The sequence below is a fragment of the Duganella sp. FT27W genome, from assembly GCF_009295655.1.
Lineage (GTDB): Bacteria > Pseudomonadota > Gammaproteobacteria > Burkholderiales > Burkholderiaceae_D > Rugamonas > Rugamonas zoogloeoides.
In genome coordinates, this window is record NZ_WHIV01000001.1 from 945,270 (window position 1) to 965,652 (window position 20,383).

Annotated in this window: 17 protein-coding genes; 10 read left to right on the plus strand and 7 right to left on the minus strand. The window is 65.9% G+C overall.

Features of this window, described 5'->3' with window-relative positions:
• Positions 1 to 9 precede the first annotated feature (9 nt).
• From F8197_RS04045 to F8197_RS04085, 9 genes are read left to right on the plus strand one after another with little or no spacing between them, the layout of a single operon-like run.
• The gene (locus F8197_RS04045; RefSeq protein WP_152880146.1) at positions 10 to 717 is read left to right on the plus strand and encodes a cobalt-precorrin-7 (C(5))-methyltransferase; all 708 of its coding nucleotides are present in this window, start codon (positions 10 to 12) and stop codon (positions 715 to 717) included.
• A complete protein-coding gene (locus tag F8197_RS04050) occupies positions 714 to 2,330 on the plus strand; it encodes a precorrin-8X methylmutase (RefSeq protein ID WP_152880148.1) in 1,617 nt (538 codons plus the stop codon). Before F8197_RS04045 ends, F8197_RS04050 begins: the two co-directional genes overlap by 4 nt.
• Positions 2,317 to 3,453: a cobalt-precorrin-5B (C(1))-methyltransferase CbiD gene (gene cbiD, locus F8197_RS04055; protein WP_152880150.1), complete on the plus strand. Its 1,137-nt coding sequence runs from the start codon at positions 2,317 to 2,319 to the stop codon at positions 3,451 to 3,453. The genes F8197_RS04050 and cbiD overlap by 14 nt, the downstream gene beginning before the upstream one ends.
• Positions 3,450 to 4,181, plus strand: a complete 732-nt coding sequence (gene cobI, locus F8197_RS04060) for a precorrin-2 C(20)-methyltransferase (RefSeq protein ID WP_152880152.1) — start codon at positions 3,450 to 3,452, stop codon at positions 4,179 to 4,181. Before cbiD ends, cobI begins: the two co-directional genes overlap by 4 nt.
• Positions 4,182 to 4,958, plus strand: a complete 777-nt coding sequence (cobM, locus tag F8197_RS04065; RefSeq protein WP_152880154.1) for a precorrin-4 C(11)-methyltransferase — start codon at positions 4,182 to 4,184, stop codon at positions 4,956 to 4,958.
• The gene (locus tag F8197_RS04070) at positions 4,955 to 5,725 is read left to right on the plus strand and encodes a cobalamin biosynthesis protein (RefSeq protein WP_373996783.1); all 771 of its coding nucleotides are present in this window, start codon (positions 4,955 to 4,957) and stop codon (positions 5,723 to 5,725) included. The genes cobM and F8197_RS04070 overlap by 4 nt, the downstream gene beginning before the upstream one ends.
• Positions 5,725 to 7,290, plus strand: coding sequence for a precorrin-3B C(17)-methyltransferase (gene cobJ / locus F8197_RS04075; RefSeq protein ID WP_152880156.1), 1,566 nt, complete (start codon positions 5,725 to 5,727; stop codon positions 7,288 to 7,290). The genes F8197_RS04070 and cobJ overlap by 1 nt, the downstream gene beginning before the upstream one ends.
• Positions 7,287 to 8,402, plus strand: a complete 1,116-nt coding sequence (locus F8197_RS04080; protein WP_152880158.1) for a GTP-binding protein — start codon at positions 7,287 to 7,289, stop codon at positions 8,400 to 8,402. The genes cobJ and F8197_RS04080 overlap by 4 nt, the downstream gene beginning before the upstream one ends.
• A gap of 25 nt (positions 8,403 to 8,427) precedes the next feature.
• Positions 8,428 to 8,997, plus strand: coding sequence for a HupE/UreJ family protein (locus tag F8197_RS04085; RefSeq protein WP_227012055.1), 570 nt, complete (start codon positions 8,428 to 8,430; stop codon positions 8,995 to 8,997).
• Positions 8,998 to 9,012: 15 nt separating this feature from the next.
• On the opposite strand, the gene F8197_RS04090 is transcribed toward F8197_RS04085, so the two are convergent.
• Together F8197_RS04090 and F8197_RS04095 are read right to left on the minus strand one after the other, a co-directional pair.
• On the minus strand, positions 9,013 to 9,228 hold the full coding sequence (locus F8197_RS04090; RefSeq protein WP_056145708.1) for a hypothetical protein: 216 nt from the start codon (positions 9,226 to 9,228) through the stop codon (positions 9,013 to 9,015).
• A 73-nt stretch (positions 9,229 to 9,301) separates the two neighbouring features.
• A complete protein-coding gene (locus F8197_RS04095; protein ID WP_152880160.1) occupies positions 9,302 to 11,017 on the minus strand; it encodes a thiamine pyrophosphate-dependent enzyme in 1,716 nt (571 codons plus the stop codon).
• Between the two features lie 161 nt (positions 11,018 to 11,178).
• Between F8197_RS04095 and F8197_RS04100 the strand changes: the two genes are divergently transcribed.
• Positions 11,179 to 13,731, plus strand: a complete 2,553-nt coding sequence (locus F8197_RS04100; protein WP_152880162.1) for an excinuclease ABC subunit UvrA — start codon at positions 11,179 to 11,181, stop codon at positions 13,729 to 13,731.
• 58 nt (positions 13,732 to 13,789) lie between these two features.
• Here F8197_RS04100 and F8197_RS28485 read toward each other — a convergent pair whose 3' ends face one another.
• The 5 genes from F8197_RS28485 to F8197_RS04120 form a co-directional block, all read right to left on the minus strand.
• Positions 13,790 to 13,945, minus strand: a complete 156-nt coding sequence (locus F8197_RS28485; RefSeq protein WP_019921259.1) for a hypothetical protein — start codon at positions 13,943 to 13,945, stop codon at positions 13,790 to 13,792.
• Positions 13,946 to 14,026: 81 nt separating this feature from the next.
• Positions 14,027 to 15,742: a tannase/feruloyl esterase family alpha/beta hydrolase gene (locus F8197_RS04105; protein ID WP_152880164.1), complete on the minus strand. Its 1,716-nt coding sequence runs from the start codon at positions 15,740 to 15,742 to the stop codon at positions 14,027 to 14,029.
• Between the two features lie 95 nt (positions 15,743 to 15,837).
• Positions 15,838 to 17,010, minus strand: a complete 1,173-nt coding sequence (locus F8197_RS04110) for an ABC transporter substrate-binding protein (RefSeq protein WP_152880166.1) — start codon at positions 17,008 to 17,010, stop codon at positions 15,838 to 15,840.
• Positions 17,011 to 17,046: 36 nt separating this feature from the next.
• On the minus strand, positions 17,047 to 18,921 hold the full coding sequence (locus tag F8197_RS04115) for a feruloyl-CoA synthase (RefSeq protein WP_152880168.1): 1,875 nt from the start codon (positions 18,919 to 18,921) through the stop codon (positions 17,047 to 17,049).
• A gap of 12 nt (positions 18,922 to 18,933) precedes the next feature.
• Entirely contained in the window at positions 18,934 to 20,379 is a 1,446-nt protein-coding gene (locus F8197_RS04120) for an aldehyde dehydrogenase (RefSeq protein WP_152880169.1), read from the minus strand.
• Positions 20,380 to 20,383: the final 4 nt, after the last annotated feature.

Below are 20,383 nucleotides of genomic sequence, written 5' to 3' on the forward strand. Positions count from 1 at the left end.
GGAGTAGTAATGATTATTTGTATAGGCGCCGGCCCCGGCGACATCGGTTACCTGACCCAGCGCGGCGCGGAGTTGATCCGTGACGCCGACGTGGTGGCCGGCTTCGAGGCTGTGCTCGACGTGGTGCGCAGCCTGATTCCCGAGACCGCGCGCGTGATCAGCATGGGTTACCGCGACCAGGTCGAGCAGCTCGACAAGGTGGCAGTGGAACACCACGCCGGTAAAAAATGCGTGGTCGTATTCATGGGCGATATCCACTTCAGCGGCTTCCAGTACCTCGAACGCGTGGAGCGCGCCTGCGGCCACCCGGTCGAATCGCTGCCCGGCATTTCGTCGGCGCAGATCCTGGCGTCGCGCGCCAAGGTGTGCTTCGACGAGACAACGTTCATCACCTTCCACCGCCGCGGCGACCTGGAACCGTTCAAGCGCCACCTGGTGCACGTGCTGCAAGACCAGCGCAATGCCATCGTGATCCCGTGCCCGTGGGATGCGGCGCGCTCGTTCATGCCATGGCATATCGCCAAATACCTGATCGAGCAGGGCATCCCGCCGAACCAGCCCACCGAAGTGTGGGAAAACCTCACCCGTGGCGAAGCCGAGTGGCATGGCACGCTGGCCGAATGCGCCGAGCGCGAAGTGTCGGACATGAGCATCATGCTGATCCGCACCATGGCGCCGATGGCCAGCCAGATCGAACCGGCGCCGGTGGTGGCATGAGCGGTGGCGATCAATTCGGCATCGTGATCGCGGGCCATGGCAGCCGCGACCCGGACGCCGTGCGCGAGTTCGAAGCGCTGGTGAAGCTGATCAAGCTGCGCGCGCCGCAGGACGTGGTCACCCACGGCTACCTGGAATTCGCCACGCCGACGATTGCGGAAGCGGTGGCGGCCAACCTGGCCGGCGGCGCCAGACAGGTGGCGATCGTGCCTGGCGTGCTGCTGGCCGCCCGTCACGCCAAGAACGACATGCCGGCCGAAATGCAGGCCGCTGCGCGCGACTATCCCGAGATCGATTTCCATTTCGGCGCGCCGATGAACCTCGATCCCAAGCTGCTGCAACTGGCGCAGGAACGCATCGTCGCTGCCGAGGCACTGTCACCCAATACCGTGCGCCGCTCGGACACCTGCCTGGTGGTCGTCGGTCGTGGCACCACCGACCCCGACGCCAACGGCGAAGTGGCCAAGCTGGCGCGCATGCTCGAAGAAGGGTTGGGCTTCGGCGCGGCGTATGTCTGCTATTCCGGCACCGCCAGTCCGCTGGTGGCCGATGGTTTGCGCAGCGCGGCAAAACTCGGCTACGCGCGCGTGGTGGTGCTGCCATTCTTCCTGTTCGACGGTGTGCTGGTCAAGCGCATCTACGCTGCGGCCGACGATCTGGCCGAGCGCGAGCCGGGCCTGGAAGTGCTCAAGGCCGGCTACCTGGGCGTACATCCGTTGATGGCGGACGTGATGATCGAACGCGCGCGCGAAGCGGTGGCCGGTCGCGCGGCGATGAACTGCTCGCTGTGCAAGTACCGGGTGCAGATCGTCGGCTTCGAGCAGCAGGTGGGCGAGCCGCAGCAGGCGCATCACCTGGCGGTGCGTGCGCTATCGGCCAGGCTGAACGAGCCGCTTGCGGCACAGCCTTCCCGGTACAAACCTTACCTGCCGCATCCGATCGAAGCGGAGAGCTTCCGCATCATCGCCGAGGGCCGCGACTGGACGCCATTCCCGCAGGACCAGCTGACCATCCTGCAACGGCTGGTGCATACCAGCGGCGACTTCGACGCCGTCAACGATATGTATTTCTCGCCGGGCGCCGTGGACAGCGGCATCCGCGCGCTGCTGCGCTGCAAGCGCATCCTCACCGATGTGACCATGGTGCAGACTGGCCTCAAGCGCGCGCTGCTCGAAGAGCTGGGCATCGACACCTGGTGCGGCGTGCATGACCGCGAAACGCATTTGATGTCCGAACAATACGGCATCACCCGTTCGGCGGCCGGCATTCGCCGTGGCTGGGAAAAATTCGGCAACGACGTGGTGGTCTCCATTGGCGACGCGCCGACCGCGATCGCCGAAGCCACGCGCCTGATCCGCGACCATGGCTGGCGCCCGCAACTGGTGATCGGCCTGCCGGTGGGCTTTGTCGGCACGCGCGAGACCAAGGAAGATTTGCGCCGCTGCCTGCAGGTGCCGCGCATTACCAACCGCGGCACGCGCGGCGGTTCGCCGTGGGCGGCCAGCGTGGTCAATGGCCTGATGATCGATGCGTTGAATGGCCTGGCGGCGCAACAAGCGGCAGAACAAGCGGCAGAACCGGCGGCAGTGCCGAGGGAAGATGTCGCTGGCTGAACGCCAGCCGTTCGACCTCGGCGTCCTGGCCCTGAACGGCTTGCGGCGCGGACGTACCACGGGCAGTTGCGCCACGGCGGCCGTCAAGGCGGCACTGCGGCTGCTGCTGCAAGGCGTGCGCGTATCGAAGGTGGATATCGGCCTGCCCGATGGCGCCCATTACTTGTCGGTGCCGATCCAGGCGGTGGAGTGGCTCGAGCCGGGGCAGGTGGTGCGCGCCGAAGTGATCAAGGATGGCGGCGACGACCCAGATAACACGCACGGCGCCACCATCTTCGCGGAAGTGCGGCGCAACGACGCCGGCGAGGTGCGGTTCTTCGCCGGCCGTGGCGTGGGCACGGCCACCTTGCCCGGTTTGCGGGTAGCGGTGGGCGAGCCGGCCATCAACCCGGTGCCGCGCAAGATGATGCGCGAGGCGGTGGCCGATGTGATGCAAGGTGCAAGCGCAGGTTTCGACCTGACCATCGGCTGCGAAGGCGGCGAGATCATCGCCACCAAGACCTTCAATCCGCGCCTGGGCATCGTCGGCGGCATCTCGATCCTCGGCACGTCCGGCATCGTGGAACCGATGTCGCTGTCCACGTGGATCGCGTCGGTGGAGGTGTATATCCGGGTGGCGCTGGCGGGAGACCAGCAGTGCGTGGCTTACCTGCCGGGCAAGATCGGCCGCGAGTTCGCACGCGACGTGTTGCAGCTGCCGGAGAAGCGCACGGTGCAGATCGCGAACTTCCTTGGCGACGCGCTCGATTTTACAGAGCAGGTGCTGGTGGAAGAGCAGCGCACGCTCGACGTGTTGTGGCTGGCCGGCCACCCGGGCAAGCTGGCCAAGGTGCTCGACGGCTGGTGGGATACGCATTCGAGCAAGAGCAAGATGGCCATGGGTGGCGTGGCCCGCGTGGCTTCGGAAATGGGATACACACCAGCGATGGTGCAGCAAATTGAAAACGCCAATACAGTGGAAGCAGCAATGGATATATTAAGGCAGGAACCGGGCGCGCCAGCCTTCTGGCGCGAAATCGAACACCGCATCGCGGCGCTGGCGCGCGAACGCGTGCCGTCGGCGCGCCGCATCGAGGTGCGCCTGTTCGACCTGGCCGGCAATCTGCTCGGAGAGCGCGCATGAAGCTCGGGACTCTTTACGGCATCGGCGTCGGCCCCGGCCCGGCCGGCTTTGTGCCGGTGGCGGCGCTCGATGCGTTGCGTCACGCGGACCTGATCTACGCGCCGCGCGCGCGGGGCGCGGCCGATTCGGTGGCGTTGCAATGCCTGGCCAGCGCCGGTTTCATTCCCGACCCGGACAAGCTGCGCGAGATCGAGTTCAACATGGACCCGGACCGCTCGGTGCTGAGCGAGCATTACGCCCAGTTGGCCGATACGCTGGCGGTGGAACTGCGGGCAGGCCGCAACGTGGCCTACCTGACCATCGGCGACTCGCTCACGTATTCGACTTACGGCTACGTACTGGCCGGTCTGCGCGAACGGATTCCCGACCTGCCGCAGCGCACGTTCCCGGGGATTACCAGCTATGCGGCCGCTGCGTCGGCCTTGGCCTGGCCGCTGGGCGAGGGCAAGGAGCGGGTGCTGATCCTGCCATGCCCGGAGACGCCGCAAGAGCTGCGCCACGAAATCGAGACCCACGATATCGTGGTGCTGATGAAGGTGGGTACGCGCCTGCCGTGGGTGCTCGACCTGCTGCGCGAGATGAAGATCGCCGACCACTGCGCGTTCGCGCGCCGGATCGGTTTGCCCGGTGAACTGCTGGCGTCCGGCGTGGCCGACCTGGTGGCCAATGATGCGATGGGTTACCTGGCCACCTTGCTGGTGCGCCGCAACCCGCGAAAGGACAGATAAATGAAAGTGTATTTTGTAGGCGCCGGCCCTGGCGCCGCCGATTTGATCACCCTGCGCGGCGCGCGCCTGCTGGGCAGCGTGCGCATGGTGCTGTACGCGGGTTCGCTGGTGCCGGTGGAGATGCTCAGTCACTGCGCGCCCGACACCGAACTGCTCGACACCGCGCAGATGGACCTGGAACAGCAGCAGGCCTGCTATGTGCGCGCCAGGGAACAGGACATCGACGTGGTGCGGTTGCACTCGGGCGACCCGGCCATTTACGGCGCCACCGCCGAGCAGATGCGCCGCCTCGAAGCATTGGGCATCGAGTATGAAATCGTGCCGGGCGTGTCGTCGTTCACGGCGGCAGCCGCTGCCATCGGCACCGAGTTGACCAAGCCGGAAGTGTCGCAAAGCGTGATCCTCACCCGCGTCTCGGGCCGCGCGTCGGCCGTGCCGGAACTGGAATCGATCGCACGGCTGGCCGAGCACCGCGCCACCATGTGCATCTTCCTCTCCGGGCCGCACCTGAAGAAAATTGTCACCGACCTGCTGCTGCACTATCCACCGGAAACGCCGGTGAGCCTGGTGCACCGCGCCACCTGGCCGGAGCAGCGCAGCTATACCGGCACGCTGGGCACCATCCTGGAAGAGACCAAGCGCGGCGCCTGGAATCTCACCACGATGATGCTGGTGGGCGCGGCGCTCGACAAGGGCATCGCGGCCGAATCTAGCCTGTATTCGAAAGACTTCACCCACTTGTTCAGGGTGGTGAAAAAGAACGAGGAAGCCGCGTGAGTTCGCCGGCGCCTCTCGGCATCTGGCTGGTGCGCCCCGAAGGGGAAGCGCTGGCTGCCGCCTTGCAGGCACGCCTTGGCGGCGACATCTACCGCCCGTGGATGCAGCCGGACCTGGCGCAAAAGACCCAGTTCGCCGCCAGCTATCGGCGCCATCTGCAATGGATCATGGTGGCCGCCAGCGGCATCGCGGTGCGCTTTCTCGAGGGACTGCCGGTCGATAAGCATACGGATCCCGCCGTGGTGGTGATCGACGAAGCAGGGCGCCACGCGGTGGCGCTGTTGTCCGGTCACGAGGGTGGCGGCAATATCCTGGCGTACCGGGTGGCAAACGTGGTGGGCGCGGCGCCCGTGGTCACTACCGCCACCGAAGCATTGAAGCCGCTGACGGTCGGTATCGGCTGCCGCAAGGGCGTGCCGGCCGCGCGCATCGAGGCGGCGGTCGTCCAGGCCTTGCTGGCTGCCGGCGACTACGGCATGCGCGACGTGCGCGAAGTGGCGACGGTGGACTTGAAGGCGCAAGAGCCGGGCTTGCTGGCGTTCTGCCTCCAGCATGACCTGCCGCTGCGCGTGTTCACGCGCGCCACCCTGGCTGCGCGGCCTTGGGTCACGAAGCCGTCGGACTGGGTACAACAGAATGTGGGATTGAACGGGGTGTGCGAACCCTGCGCCCTGGTGGCAAGCCCGCGTGGCGCGCTGCTGGTGCCGAAAATGAGCCTGGACGGCGTCGCCGTTGCAGTGGTACTGGATAAATGGATGGAAATTTGATGAGTGGTGTTTTGAATCTGGTCTCGGTGGGCCCCGGTTACGAGGACTTGATCGTCCCGCGTGCGATTGCGGCCTTGAAGGACAGCGACGTGATCGTCGCCTATGAGCTGTATTTGCGCTGGATCGCGCCCCATATCGAGGGCAAGCAGATTTTCAGCCCGCCGTTGACGCAGGAGCGCGAACGCGCGCAACTGGCGATCGAGCACGCGCGCAATGGCGCCAGGGTCTCCCTGATTTCGAGCGGCGACATCGGCATCTACGCGATGGCCGCGCTGGCGTACGAGGAAATGCGCGAAGACGACACCTACACGGTGAACCTGGTGCCCGGCGTGACGTCGGCCAATGCCTGCGCATCTCTGCTCGGCTCTCCGCTGTCGCACGACTTTGCGACCTTGAGCCTGTCGGACCTGCTGTGCCCCTGGGAGTGGATCGAGCACCGCGCGCGCCACATTGCCCAGGCCGACCTGGCTTGCGTGATGTACAACGTGCAAAGCGCCAGCCGCCAGGAAGGCGTGTACCGCGTGCTGCAACTGATGCTCGAATCGAAAGCGCCGGGCACCCTGTGCGGCGTGGTGCGCAATGCGTATCGTCCCGGCCAGCAGGTGGACATTTATCGCCTCGACGAACTGCCTGGCCTGAAATTCGACATGCTGACCACCATCGTGGTCGGCAACCGGTTTACGGCAAAAAAGCGCGGCCAGATTTTTACCCCGCGCGGCTATAACGACTGGGCGCAGCCTGAAGGTCCAAAGACACAACAGGAAGATCAACTGCCCGAGAATGCCGTGTGGGTCTTCTCCGGCACCAGCGACGGCAATGCGCTGGCCGCCGACCTGGCCGCAGCCAATATCGGCCCGGTGGTGGTGTCGGCCGCCAGCGACCATGGCGGAGAGATCGCGCGCCAGGATTGCCCGGGCGTGGCCATCTGGTCGGGCCGGCAGGGCGTGGAAGCGCGCCGCCGCGTGTTGAACGCCAAGGGCGCGCGCGTACTGCTCGACGCCACGCACCCGTATGCGCGCAATATGTCGGAACAACTGATGGCGCTGTCAACGGAGCTGGGGATTCCCTACCTGCGTTTCGAGCGGCCCAGCGAGTACGCGCCGCACGATGGCGAAGCCTGCGCCTCGATCGAGGAAGCCGCTGGGCGCGCGGTCGCATCGGGTCAGCGCATCTTCCTGGCGACGGGATCTAAAGACCTGGCCACCTTCATGCAGACTGCGGGCGCAGCCGATAAACAATGGTTCGTGCGTCAGACCGCCGAACCGGAACTGATCGAACGCGCCCTGGCGCTGGGCATCCCGCGCGAGCGCATTTGCGCCATGCAGGGGCCGTTCTCGGCCGAGTTCAACACCGCGCTGTGGCGCGACTGGGGCATCGACTGCGTGGTGACCAAGGACTCCGGCGGCGCCGGCGGCTACCAGGCCAAGGTGCAGGCGGCCAAGGCGCTCGGCATTCCGCTGCTGGTCGTGGCGCGTCCGCCACTGGCTTATCCGGCCATGGTGGCCAATGTGGCCGATGTCGTCGATGCGCTGCACGAACTCAAGCCAGGACCAGCCGCAGCATGAAGCAGCTGATTCCCGTCACCATCGTCACCGGCTTTCTCGGCGCCGGCAAGACCACGCTGCTGCGCAGCCTGGTCGAGCGCCGCCAGACGCGCCGGCTGGCGTTGCTGATCAACGAGTTCGGCGAGATCTCGGTGGACGGCGCCGTGGTGCGCGATGCGGTGGGCACCAACACGCAGGTACACGTGCAGGACTTCGCCCACGGCCTGATCGCCTACGGCGACGACGAGCAGTTCGTGCCGGCCATGCTGGCCCTGGCCGCACGTCGCGCCCAGATCGACCATGTGCTGATCGAAACGTCCGGCCTGGCGCTGCCCACGGCCGTGATGGAGCAATTGCAGGGCGCCGAACTGGCCGAGCACTTCATCCTTGACGCCACGCTGGCCGTGGTCGATACGCCGCTGCTGCTGTCGGACCGCTTCGAACACGATGGCAGCGACGCACCAGCTGCCACCATGTTCGACCAGCAGCTCGAGTATGCCGACGTGGTGGTGCTCAACAAGATCGATGGCGTCGATGAAGACGCACTGCTGGCGGCCGAAACGCGGGTGCGCGAACGCGCCCCCAAGGTGCGCTTCCTCGAACTGGCCTACAACGCGCAGCTCGATATCCGCCTGGCGCTGGGACTGCGGCTGCACCAGCCTACGCGCATTGAACACACCCATGCGAATGTTCAGAACTACGCGCCGGTGGCCACCATGCCCGGCCAGGATGCGGCGCCGCTGGCGGTGCAGACGCGGCTCAACGGCCATGCCCATTCAGGCCTGGGCGCGCACAGCCACGGCCTGGCCACCCACAAGCATTTCCACGAGCAGGATCCGGGCTGGCTGTCGTTCGTGCTGCGCAGCGATGCGCCGCAGGACGCGGACCAGCTGGCGCAGGCGCTGTCGGAAGCCGCCAGGGCCGAACCGATTTTGCGCAGCAAGGGCTATGTGCACAGCGAAGATGGCGACGGCGCCATGCTGGTGCAGGGCGTGCGCACGCGGGTATCGGTTCACCGCGACCGTGACCGCGCCACGGCGCCGCGCTCGCAACTGGTCTTTATCGGTTACCACATCAATCGCGGCAAGATCGCCGCGCTGCTGTCGGAACGCACCGGTACCAAATGGCACTAATTTAATTTATCAAAAAGGGGAAACCATGAATTCGAAAAGCAAACTGTTATTGGTAATGGCACTGGCCGCAAGCGGCAGCGCCATGGCGCACCCGGGCCATGCCGAAGGCGCCGTCGCGGGCCTGATGCATCCGCTCACCGGCCTCGATCACATTCTGGCGATGGTGGCCGTGGGCCTGTGGGCCGCGCAGCTGGGCGGCCGCGCGCAGTGGCTGCTGCCGGCCAGCTTTGTCGGCTTCCTGGCCGTGGGCGGCGTGCTGGGCGCCAGCGGCTTCGTGCTGCCGATGGCGGAGGCGGGCATCGTCACGTCGGTGCTGCTGCTCGGCCTTCTGATCGGCTTCGCGGTGAAACTGAAGGCCGCGCCGGCGGCGCTGGCAGTGGGCGTGTTCGCGCTGTGCCACGGCTACGCGCACGGCGTGGAAATGCCGGCAATGGGCAGCGGCATGTTGTACGGTATGGGTTTCGTGGCCGCCAGCGCCGCACTGCACGTGTCGGGCCTGGGCCTGGCGCGCGCGGTGCAATCGCGCGGCAACTGGCTGCGCGCCGGTGGCGCAGCCATTTCGCTTGCGGGTGTGTGGCTCGGTCTCGCCGCCTGATTCCGTGATTCGGGATTAACTCTCTCTCATGCCGCGCAGGTGTTCGACGTCGGTGACAGCCTTCTGCCACACGGCGTCGGCATCGCTGATCGATCCCACCTGCAGCGGCAGGTTGCAGTCCTTGAGGACTTTACCGGCCAGTGAAATCTTGTAGCGCAGCGCCGTGTATTCGATATCGTAAGTCTTTTTCTGTCCCTGCCGGCGAACATAGGTGTCGTGTGATGCTGGCATATCTCCTCCCATGGTTTGAGTCCTCAGGTTAGCACGCCATCCCGAAAAGTGAAGCGAATTCGGGACGGTCGTGCTATTTGATGAAATTATCCTTGATCAGGTCCAGCACGTCGCCACCACGGCCACTCAGTACTGCCTTGGCCGAGTACAGCGCGGTGCCCAGCACCTGCGCCGCCTCCACCGCTGGCGGCATCACCAGTTCGAATTTGTCGGTGGTCACGTCCAGCAGCGCCGGTCCGGGATGTGCCAGCCATTCGATCACCGCGCGCTCGAGCGCGGCGGCCGATTCCACGCGGATGCCGTGGATGCCCATGGCCTCGGCCACCCTGGCAAAGTCCGGATTTTTCAATTCCGTGTAAGCGTCGAGCAGCCCTTCGACCTTTTGTTCGAGTTCCACGAAGCCCAGCGAGCCGTTGTTGAACACTGCCACCTTGATGGCGATATTTTCCTGTACTGCGGTAATCAGGTCGCCCAGCAGCATGGTCAGACCGCCGTCGCCCGACAATGCAATCACCTGCCGGTTGGGGAACGCCTTCTTGGCGCCCAGCGCCTGCGGCATGGCATTGGCCATGGTGCCGTGGGTGAGGCTGATCACGGTGCGACGGGTGCCGACTGCGCGGGTATGGCGCAGCGCCCACACCATCGGCGAGCCGCAGTCCGCCGTGAAGATGGCGTCTTCGCTGGCATGCTTGTCGATCAGCGCGGTGAGGTACTGCGGACGGATGGTGTCGCCGTCGCCGGGCGTGGCGCGCTCGTTGAGGTTGGCCATGGCCTTGTGGTAGCGCCCCACGCAGTGATCGAGCCAGGTGCTGTCGCCCCGGGCCTGCACGCGGGGCATCAGCGCGCGCAGGGTGTCGGCAATGTCGCCCACCACGCCCAGTTCCACCGGATGCCGGCGGCCCAGGTGCGTGGGATCGAGATCGATCTGGATGATGCGTGCGTGGCTCGGGTAGAACTGGCGCCACGCAAAGTCGCAGCCCAACAGCAGCAGCGTGTCGCATTCGAGCACGGCGTGATAGCCCGACTCCACGCCGAATACCCCGGTCATGCCGACGTTATACGGGTTGTTCGGCTCGATAAAATCCTTGGCGCGCGAAGTGTGGGCGATCGGCGCCTTCATGCGTTCGGCCAGCGCCATCAACGCCCCATGCGCGTGCTCGCAGCCGGAACCGCCATAAATGGCGATCTTCTTGCCGGCGTTGAGGATCTCGGCCACGCGGTTGAGATCCGTTTCCGACGGGCGCACATGCGGCTGCGCCAGGTGCACGGAAAAGTGCGGCTCGTCGCCGGCCGGCTCCTGCGAGACGTCGATTGACAGGATGATCACTGCCACGCCGCCTTTCGACAGCGCCGCCTGCGCTGCCATGGCCGTCACGCGGCGTGCCTGCGCGGGTGTGCGGATCTCCTGGCAAAACACGCTGCACTGGTCGAAGATCGGCTTGTAATCGACTTCCTGCGGAAAATCGAAACCCAGTTCATCGCGCTTGATCTGGCTGGCGATCAGCACGACCGGCGAACGGTTGCGGTGCGCCTCGAACAGGCCGTTGACAAAGTGCAGGCTGCCCGGTCCGCACGACCCGGCGCACAGCGCCAGGCGGTTGGCCACGGTGGCCTCGGCGCCGGCAGCAAAACCAGCTACTTCTTCGTGGCGCACATGCACCCATTCGATGTCGCTGCGGCGGATGGCGTCGGTAACGTAATTGAGCGAGTCGCCGGGCACGCCCCAGCAGTGCCTGGCGCCTGCCTGCTGCAAGGTTTCGATGACGACTTCCGCGACTGTTTTTGCCATGGGGTGGTTCCTTGGTATGGTGAGTGGTATCGGTGGATAGCCGATCATGTGGCGCGCACCGCATGCCGTATGTTCGTTGCCGCACGCTAGGCGGCGTTGCACTGCGGAGTGGTGTGACTGCTGGCTGATAATGCAGGCATACCATTCATTACAGCGATGCCATGTCCAAGTCCAAGTCCAAGCCCACCACCGACCATGTCGATACCGGTAGCGTGCGCGTGCGCGGCGCCCGCGAGCACAATCTGAAAAACGTCGATGTCGATATCCCGCGCAATGCACTGGTAGTGTTTACCGGCGTTTCCGGTTCCGGCAAATCATCGCTGGCCTTCGGCACGCTGTACGCCGAGGCCCAGCGCCGCTACCTGGAGTCGGTGTCGCCGTATGCGCGCCGGCTGTTCCACCAGATGGCCGTGCCCGAGGTGGACAGCATCGACGGCCTGCCGCCGGCGGTGACCCTGCAACAGCAGCGCGGCGCGCCCACCACGCGTTCGTCGGTGGGCAGCGTGACCACGCTGTCGAATTCGATGCGCATGCTGTATTCGCGTGCCGGCGATTATCCGGCCGGGCAGGAATTGCTGTACGCGGAATCGTTCTCGCCCAACACGCCGCAGGGCGCGTGCCCACAGTGCCACGGTCTGGGCCGCGTGTATGAAGCCACCGAGCAGTCGATGGTGCCCGACGACAGCCTCACTATCCGCGAACGCGCGGTGGCTGCCTGGCCCACTGCCTGGCACGGCCAGAACCTGCGCGACATCCTGGTCACCCTCGGTTACGACGTCGATACGCCGTGGCGCGACCTGCCCAAAAAAGTGCGCGACTGGATATTGTTTACCGACGAGCAGCCCACGGTGCCGGTGTACGCGGGCCTGACGCCGGCGGAAACCAAGCGGGCATTGAAGCGCAAGGAAACCCCGAGCTACCAGGGCACGTTTACCGGCGCGCGTAAATATGTGCTGCAAACCTTTGCCGGCACCGAAAGCGCGATCATGAAAAAACGCGTGGCGCAGTACCTGGTCGGCATGGATTGCCCTACCTGCCACGGCAAACGGCTGCGCACGGAATCGCTGTCGGTCACGTTCTGCGGCCACGACATCACCGAGATCGGCCGGCTGCCGTTGAAACGCCTGGCCGAACTGCTGCTGCCGTTCGCCGAAGGGCGCGCCGTCAAACCGAAGGACGCCGCCAGGCATCCGGAAAAAGCCATCGTCACCCAGCGCATCGCCGAGGACCTGGTGGCGCGCCTGGGCGTGCTGCTCGACCTGGGCCTCGGTTACCTGAGCATGGAGCGCGCCACGCCCACCTTGTCGCCGGGAGAATTGCAGCGCCTGCGGCTGGCGACGGCCGTGCGTTCATCGCTGTTCGGCGTGGTGTATGTGCTCGACGAACCGTCTGCGGGTCTGCATCCGGCCGACACCGAAGCGCTGCTGCGCGCGCTCGACCGGCTTAAGGGCGCAGGCAATTCGCTGTTCGTGGTCGAACATGCGCTCGACGTAATCCGCCACGCCGACTGGATCGTCGATGTGGGACCGCAGGCCGGAGAACACGGCGGCAAAGTGCTTTACAGCGGCACGCCGGACGGTTTGCGCGACGTGGCCGAATCGCGTACGGCCGGCTACCTGTTCGAGCGTATCGAACGCGATGCCCGGCCTCCACGCGCAGCCACCGGCAGCCTGCAACTGCGCGGTATCGAGCGCAACAACCTGCGCGCAGTCGATGTCGATATTCCGCTCGGCGTGATGACCTGCGTGAGCGGCGTGTCCGGCTCCGGCAAATCGAGCCTGGTGAGCCAGGCGCTGGTGCAGCTGGTGCGCGCACAACTGGGGCAGGATCATGTCGATCCCGAGCCGGAAGGCGCCGATCCGATGCTCGACGTCGGCGACGCGGGTGGTGCGATACCGCTCAAGGGCCGTATCGTCCACGGCATGCAGGGCGTGCGCCGGCTGGTACAGGTCGATCAGAAGGCGATCGGCCGCACGCCGCGCTCCAACCTGGCCACCTACACCGGCCTGTTCGACCACGTGCGCAAGCTGTTTGCCGCCACCCGCGCGGCGCGCGCCCGCAAATTCGACGCCGGGCGTTTCTCGTTCAACGTCGCCAAGGGCCGTTGCCCCAACTGCGCGGGCGAGGGCTTCGTCATGGTGGAGCTGCTGTTTTTACCGAGCGTGTACGCGCCATGCCCCGAGTGCGGGGGCGCGCGGTACAACCCGGAGACGCTGGCCGTGCGCTACAACGACCGTAATATCGCCGAGGTATTGAAACTCACCGTCGATGCGGCAGCCGAGTTCTTTGCCGACCAGCCGCCGCTGCGCCACGCGCTCGACGTGCTGCGCGCGGTGGGCCTCGGTTACCTGCGCCTGGGCCAGCCGGCCACCGAGCTGTCGGGTGGCGAGGCGCAGCGCATCAAGCTGGCAACCGAATTGCAGCGCGCCAGCCGGGGCGACACTTTATATGTGCTCGATGAACCGACCACCGGCCTGCATCCGTCCGATATCGATCTGCTGCTCACGCAATTGCATGGGCTCGTCGATGCGGGCAATACGGTGGTGCTGGTCGAGCACAATATGCAGGTGCTGGCGGCGGGGGACTGGGTGATCGACGTGGGGCCGGGAGCTGGCGAGGAGGGGGGCGCGATCGTATTTGCGGGCATGCCAGCAACGCTGGCGAAGTGCAAGGGAAGCCGGACAGCTCCTTATTTGCGAAAAATGCTTGGTTAGCTGGTTTTGGTTCCTTCGGTCCCGCCTGCGCGGGACCGAAGAAATTCCGGCTGCAGAATCACACCGGCGGCTGGTTTTTCACGGAGTTGCGGTACTTGAGCCGTGCTGCGTCGCGTTTGACCGCTTCCGCCGCGATATTGCTGGCCTTGATCAGGCGCCGCTCGTCCTTGCCCCGGTGCTGGGCGATATGCTTGTTGCCGATGCGCTTGGTCATGATGTCTCCGTGTGATGAAAGGTGGAGCACCCAGCATAGACCCGGCAACCGGGACGCTCTGTTAGCCAGCTAACCGAAAGTCTACGAACAGCTGAAGTTCGCCGCATCCTCGATACTGCCGCTGCCCTTGTACTTTGCGGCTTTCGGATACGGGCACAGTGGCCGTGTACGCGCGGGCGACCATGCGGCCGGTACGCTGGCGTTCACACCACCGGCATTGCCCGCGCCGCGTGCGCTGGCCGTCACGCTGTCGGGCGCCACGCCTTTTTCCACCCAGTTCACCAGAGGCGTCAGCATGTCGAACTGCTCGGCGCTTGGCCCGCCCGAGCAGTGGTTCATGCCCGGCACCTGGTAGTAACGCGCGAAGTTGGAGGCGTCGCCGCCGTTGGCGGTGCGCAGGCCGTCGTACCAGGCGGCGCTGTCGTTGCTCGAGAAAATGGGATCGCTGGTGCCGTGATAGACCATCATCTTTGCGCCGCGATTTTTCAGCTGCGACAAATCGGTGGCATTGGGCGGCACCATGAACGACAGCGCGCTCTCCGTAAACAGGCCGCTGGTGGCGCCCACCTTGGTCAGCATGGCGGCAAGGTCGCCGTCGCGCACGAACGCCGCACCGTCGAACGTGGCGCCGTTTTCCGGCGGCGCCTGGAATACCAGGCCTACCGCGCCCGAGTCGCGCGTGGTCGGGCTGCTGAACTTCCAGCTGGCCCAGTCGGAAGTCGCCAGGCCCGCATCGTAAGGGAAGCTGGTATAAATTCTGGTGCCGGCTGCCGTGGTGGCGCCGGCAAACAGGCCGCCGATGGTGGTTTTTTGCGCCACGCTCAAACAGCTGCCGTCGCGCGCGCCGGTACAGGTAGCCACATCGCGATTGAGGTCGAACGCCGCCTGGCACGCTTGCGTGTTCTGCACCATGCCGTCGGTGGCGCCATCGAGCGCGTCGCACTTGGCCAGCACCGCGTTGGACACCAGCGTGCGCTCGGCCGCCGTAAAACCGGTGGACGGATCGCCGGCGGTGGTGGCCAGCGAGGCGTAGGCCTTGCCGCCGGCGATGTTGGCCACTGCCGCCAACGGCAGCCGGTAGCCGGGGTTGCCGACCAACACGCCGTCGTACTGGTCGGCGTAGCGCGCTGCCGCCACCATCGCGTGGCGCCCGCCGTTGGAGCACCCGCCGATGTACGAGCGGTCCGGCTTTTTGCCGTACGCGGTTTCGATCAGGCTCTTGGCCATCGGCGTGAGCTTGCCCACGGCCTGGTAGCCGTAGTCGAGCCGCGCCTGCGGATCGGCGCCAAAGAAGGGCGTGGGCGCGCCATGGCCGGCGTCGGAACTGATCACGGCGAAGCCCTGGTTCAAGGCGTTGTCCAGCGGGCCGCCACCGCCCACCGGGCCGGTGGCCGGCACCACCGAGCCATCGAGACCGCCGTTGGCCTGATAGAAGAAGCGCCCGTTCCAGTTGGTGGGCAGGCGCATCTCGAAGCCGATCGCGTAGCGCTGGCCATCGACCGTGCTCACGCGGTCGAACATGCGGCCGGTGACCAGGCAGTGTGCCGGCACCGGCTTGCCGGCGATGGTGAGCGCACCGGCCGCAATGGCATTGGCGGCGGTGATGGTGGTGTTGGCAAGCTGGATCTTTGTCGCCAGGTCGGTGCACGATGCCAGCGTGGCGCCGGTGGCGGCGGCCAGTTGCGGCAGGGCCGGGGTGGCGGGCGTATTCGAGCCCAGGTTGGAGCTGCCGCCGGAGCAGGCGGTCAGCAGCAGCAGGTTGGCGGCGATGATCGATAGTTTGAGCGTGGGTTGCATGGTGTCTCCTCGGGTCATTGCAAAAAGCATGGGACGAGCCGGCCCGCGCAGCGTCTGTGGCTGCGTCGGACCTCGGGTGGACTACGGGCGGAAAGTTACTGCGGCGGTACGTCTTTCAGGGTGCCGATCGGCTGGTTCAGCAGCTTGCCGTTCACCTTGCGCACCTCACGGATGTACATGTTCTGCACGATGTCGCGGGTGGCGGGATCGATGCTGATCGGGCCGCGCGGGCTGTCCAGCTTCATGCCGCTCAACACTTTGACAGCTTCGTCGCCGCTGATGTCGCCCTTGAGCTTACGGGCGGTCTCGTAGATCATGGCCATGGTGTCGTAGGCGGCCACGGTCACAAAGGTCGGCGGCGGACGGTTGGGCAGGGCGGCGGCGTAGGCGGCCAGGAAGGCCTTGTTGGCCGGGTTGTCCAGCGCGGTCGAGTAGTTCAGTACCGTGATGGCGCCCAGCGCGCGGTCACCCAGCGCTTCCAGCGTCGGCGAATCGCTGGTCATGTCGCCCACGCCCAGGAACTTGATGCCTGCCTTGTCCAGCCCCTTGTCGCTGAAAGCCTTGAGCAGCGCGGTGCCGTCCTCCGACCCCGGCGCGAAGAAGAACAGTGCATCGGGTTTTTCATCCTTGATGCGCTGGATGAATGGCGAGTAGTCGGGATTGGCCAGCGGCGAACGGGCCGATCCCACCACCTTGCCGCCGGCAGCCGTGAAGCCCTTGACGAACTTGGCCTCGGCGTCGTGGCCGGTGCTGTAGTCGCTCACCAGCGTGTATACCTTGCCCACCTTGTTCTGGCCCGACCAGGTGCCGAACGGCTCCGTCATCTGGTGCATGGTCATGCTGGTGCGCAGCATGTATGGCGACTTCGACGTGATGCCGGTGGTGACCGCGTTCATGACGATCATCGGAATCTTGGCCTTGGTGGCAATCGGCGCCACGGCCAGCGCGCTTGGCGTGAGCGAGAAGCCGACCAGGAACTGCACCTTGTCGCGCGAGATCAGCTCCTGCGCCGCGCGCTTGGACAGGTCGGCATTGCTGCCGCCGTCGTCGCGGTAGATGATCTCGATCTTCTTGCCGGCCACGGTGCTGCCGTACTGCTGCATATAGGTCTTGATGCCGTCCTCGAACGGCTTGCCGATATTGGCAAATGGTCCGGTCAGCGCGGCGATCACGCCGACCTTGATGGTGTCCTGGGCATATGCCGCATTCATGGTGAGCATTGCCGCGCCTACGCTCAGGCTCATGGCGGCCAGTTTGATGATTTTCATAGTGTCTCCGTTATAGTTGGTGGTTTTTATCAGTTGCTAAGCAGCGGTGATAACCTGCGGATCCGACCCTTCGTATAAAGCGTTGACCGTGGCCGCGCGGCGCGTGAGCACCGCTGCCTGGTTGATCGAGCCCTTGTCGGTGAGCTCGCGGTGATCGATGGATGGAGGCTCCGCCTGCAACAGCAGGCGGTCGATGCGCATCGACGAGCCGCTGGCATCCTGGTTCAGGCGTTGCAGCAATTGCCGGAACCATTCCCGTACCGGCGCGCTGGCCAGCACCTCGGCGGCAGTGGCGCCTTCGCCAAGGCAGGCCAGGTTCTGGCAGTGTTCCAGGCGCGGGAATACCAGTAGGCCAATGGCGCTGCGGTCGATGCCGGTGACCACGGCGTCGAGCACATACGGTGTGGCCGCGCTGATCACGCGCGCCCGCAGCGGCCCCACGCTCACGAACGTGCCGGTATCGAGCTTGAAGTCTTCGGCAATGCGGCCATCGAACATGAAGCCCAGTTCCGGTTGCTCCGGCTCGGCGAAACGCAGCGCGTCGCCGGTGCGATAGTAACCTTCCTCGTCGAAGGCGTCGGCAGTCAGGTCGGGGGCGCGCCAGTAGCCGGGCATCACGTGCGGTCCCTTGAAGCGCGCTTCGAGCTTGCCGCCCGCCGGCACCAGCTTGACCTTGCAGCCCGGGACCGGCACACCGACGTAGCCGGCCTTGATGATGCTGCCGGTACCGAAGGTGCACGACGGCGACGTCTCGGTCATGCCCAGGCCCGTGATAATGCGGATCGATTCGCCGGTCTGGCGGATGCCCGCCTGGTCGAGCCGGTCCCACGCCGCCTGCGACAGTCCCGCGCCCGCGCACAGGAACAGCTTGACGCGCGAGAAGAAGTTGGCCGACAGCGTGGCATCGGTCTCCATGGCGTCGGTCAGCATCTCGAAACCCTTCGGGATGTTGAAGTACATGGTGGGCGCGATTTCGGCCAGATTGCGCAGCGTGGCGCCGAAATCGCGCGGCGTCGGTTTGCCGTCGTCCAGGTACAGCGTGCCGCCGTTATACAGCGCCATGCCCACGTTGTGGCTGCCGCCAAAGGTGTGGTTCCACGGCAGCCAGTCCACCAGCACCGGCGGCTCGTCGCCCATGAACGGAAAACTTTGCAGCAGCATTTGCTGGTTGCTGCACAGCATGCCGTGGGTGGTGATGACGGCCTTGGGCTTCTTGGTCGAACCGGAGGTGAACAGGAACTTGGCGATGGTGTGCTCGTTCACGCCCGCATGCGCCGCCTCCACCGCCGCTGGCACAGCATCAAGCAGCGCGGCAAAGCGCAGAGCTTCCTGTCCCGCCACCTCGCCGTGCGCCAGCACCAGTTGCACGTCGGAAGACAGCGACGGCAGCACTGCATTGATCGCGCGGCTGAACGCGGCGCCGTCGCTGGCATAGATCGCGCCCGGCGTCAGGCGCTCGAGCATGTCGGCCAGCTTGGTGAAATCGGTGGCCACCAGCGAATACGACGGCGACACCGGTGCGAACGGCACGCCGGCATACATCGCGCCCAGCGCCAGCTGGTAGTGTTCGAGATCGTTCCCGGACAGGATTACCAGCGGCCGGTCGGCCGACAGCCCCAGGTCGAGCAGTGCCTGGCCGATGCGGCGCGCGCGATCCAGCATCTGCGCGTAGCTGATGCGGATCCATTCGCCGTCCGGGCCGCGCCGGGCCACCACGGTGCGGTCCGGGTGCAGCGCGGCGCCCGATTCCAGGCGGTCGGTAAAGCGCGGCGGATAGGCGTCCAGCGGCGTGACGGCGTCCACGTGCCACAACCCGTCGTCCTGCCAGGTTGCGATCTCGGGATTGCCCAGTTTGACCGGGCGCCGTTTTACTGTACCGCTGGTCCGCTCCGCATTCAAAGACTGATTCATGCGGAGCTCCTGTCAGATCGGGTAGTGGCGGGGCGTGGTCTGGATGGTGATCCAGCGCAGCTCCGTGAACTCGGCGACGGCCGCCTTGCCGCCAAAGCGCCCGTAGCCGCTGCCTTTCACCCCGCCGAACGGCATCTGCGCCTCGTCGTGCACGGTGGGGCCGTTGATGTGGCAGATGCCCGATTCGATCTGGCGGGCCACGGCCATGGCGCGGCCGATGTCGCGGCTGAACACGGCCGAGGACAGGCCGTATTCGCTGTCGTTGGCCAGGCGGATCGCTTCCTCGTCGGAGTCGAAGCGCAGGATCGAGACGATCGGTCCGAACGACTCTTCCTGGTACACGCGCATCTCCGGCGTGACGCCATCGACAATCGCCGGCTGCAGCAGGTTGCCCTCTACCGTGCTGGACGACTGGGTGACGGTAGCGCCGCGCTGGCGCGCATCGTCCAGCATGGCGGCCACGCGGGTGGCGGCGGCAGCGTCGATCATGCCGGTCAGCGGTGCATCGGCATGGGCGGCTTTCAACGTGGCGGTCTTGGTCGCCAGTTTGTCGAGGAAGGCGCTGGCCACCTTGTTGTCCACCAGGATGCGGTCGGCGGACATGCAGATCTGGCCCTGGTTGAAGAAGGCGCTGAAGGCCGCCGCTTCCACCGCTTCATCGAGGTCGGCGTCGTCCAGTACCAGCAGCGGGTTCTTGCCGCCCAGTTCCAGCAGCACCGGTTTCAGATGTTTGGCGCAGTGCTGGGCGATGATGCGGCCCACGTTGGTGGACCCGGTGAAGTTCACGCGGCGCACGGCCGGTGCGGCGATCAGGCGTTCCACCACGGCCGGTGCGTCGGCCGGCGCATTGGTGATGACGTTGACCACGCCGGCAGGGAAGCCCGCTTGCTCGAACACGGTGCCGATCAGGCGGTGCAGGCCCGGGCACAGTTCGGACGCCTTGAGGATGACGGTATTGCCGCAGGCGAGCGGCATGGCAATCGCGCGGGTGCCAAGGATGGCCGGTGCATTCCACGGCGCGATGCCCACTACCACGCCGGCAGCCTGGCGCATGCCCATCGCCAGCGATCCCGGCACGTCGGACGGAATGACTTCGCCGGCGATCTGGGTGGTCATCGAAGCCGCTTCGCGCAGCATGTTGGCCGCCAGCGTCACATTGAACTGGTACCACATCGGGCTGCCGCCGGCTTCCGCCACGCCGCGCGCCACGAAATCGGCGCGCAGGCCTTCCATGGCATCGGCGGCCTTGAGCAGCAGCGTGCGGCGCGCACCCGGGTTGAGCGCGGACCAGGCGGGGAAAGCTTCGCTGGCCGCCTTGACGGCCTTGTCCACGTCAGCCAACTGGGCGGCGGCGGCACGGGTGACGACGTCGCCGCTGGCGGGGCTGCGGCGCTCGAAGGTGGTGTTGTCCTGGGCGGCGTACGTGCTGCCGCCGATGAGCAGATCGGTGTCAAACATGGTG

What these genes read in the sequence shown, in the direction of transcription:
- F8197_RS04045 (WP_152880146.1), top strand. Translation starts at nt 10, where the DNA reads ATGATTATTTGTATAGGCGCCGGCCCCGGCGACATCGGTTACCTGACC.
- F8197_RS04050 (WP_152880148.1), top strand. Translation starts at nt 714, where the DNA reads ATGAGCGGTGGCGATCAATTCGGCATCGTGATCGCGGGCCATGGCAGC.
- cbiD (WP_152880150.1), top strand. Translation starts at nt 2,317, where the DNA reads ATGTCGCTGGCTGAACGCCAGCCGTTCGACCTCGGCGTCCTGGCCCTG.
- cobI (WP_152880152.1), top strand. Translation starts at nt 3,450, where the DNA reads ATGAAGCTCGGGACTCTTTACGGCATCGGCGTCGGCCCCGGCCCGGCC.
- cobM (WP_152880154.1), top strand. Translation starts at nt 4,182, where the DNA reads ATGAAAGTGTATTTTGTAGGCGCCGGCCCTGGCGCCGCCGATTTGATC.
- cobJ (WP_152880156.1), top strand. Translation starts at nt 5,725, where the DNA reads ATGAGTGGTGTTTTGAATCTGGTCTCGGTGGGCCCCGGTTACGAGGAC.
- F8197_RS04080 (WP_152880158.1), top strand. Translation starts at nt 7,287, where the DNA reads ATGAAGCAGCTGATTCCCGTCACCATCGTCACCGGCTTTCTCGGCGCC.
- F8197_RS04085 (WP_227012055.1), top strand. Translation starts at nt 8,428, where the DNA reads ATGAATTCGAAAAGCAAACTGTTATTGGTAATGGCACTGGCCGCAAGC.
- F8197_RS04090 (WP_056145708.1), bottom strand. Translation starts at nt 9,228, where the DNA reads ATGCCAGCATCACACGACACCTATGTTCGCCGGCAGGGACAGAAAAAG.
- F8197_RS04095 (WP_152880160.1), bottom strand. Translation starts at nt 11,017, where the DNA reads ATGGCAAAAACAGTCGCGGAAGTCGTCATCGAAACCTTGCAGCAGGCA.
- F8197_RS04100 (WP_152880162.1), top strand. Translation starts at nt 11,179, where the DNA reads ATGTCCAAGTCCAAGTCCAAGCCCACCACCGACCATGTCGATACCGGT.
- F8197_RS28485 (WP_019921259.1), bottom strand. Translation starts at nt 13,945, where the DNA reads ATGACCAAGCGCATCGGCAACAAGCATATCGCCCAGCACCGGGGCAAG.
- F8197_RS04105 (WP_152880164.1), bottom strand. Translation starts at nt 15,742, where the DNA reads ATGCAACCCACGCTCAAACTATCGATCATCGCCGCCAACCTGCTGCTG.
- F8197_RS04110 (WP_152880166.1), bottom strand. Translation starts at nt 17,010, where the DNA reads ATGAAAATCATCAAACTGGCCGCCATGAGCCTGAGCGTAGGCGCGGCA.
- F8197_RS04115 (WP_152880168.1), bottom strand. Translation starts at nt 18,921, where the DNA reads ATGAATCAGTCTTTGAATGCGGAGCGGACCAGCGGTACAGTAAAACGG.
- F8197_RS04120 (WP_152880169.1), bottom strand. Translation starts at nt 20,379, where the DNA reads ATGTTTGACACCGATCTGCTCATCGGCGGCAGCACGTACGCCGCCCAG.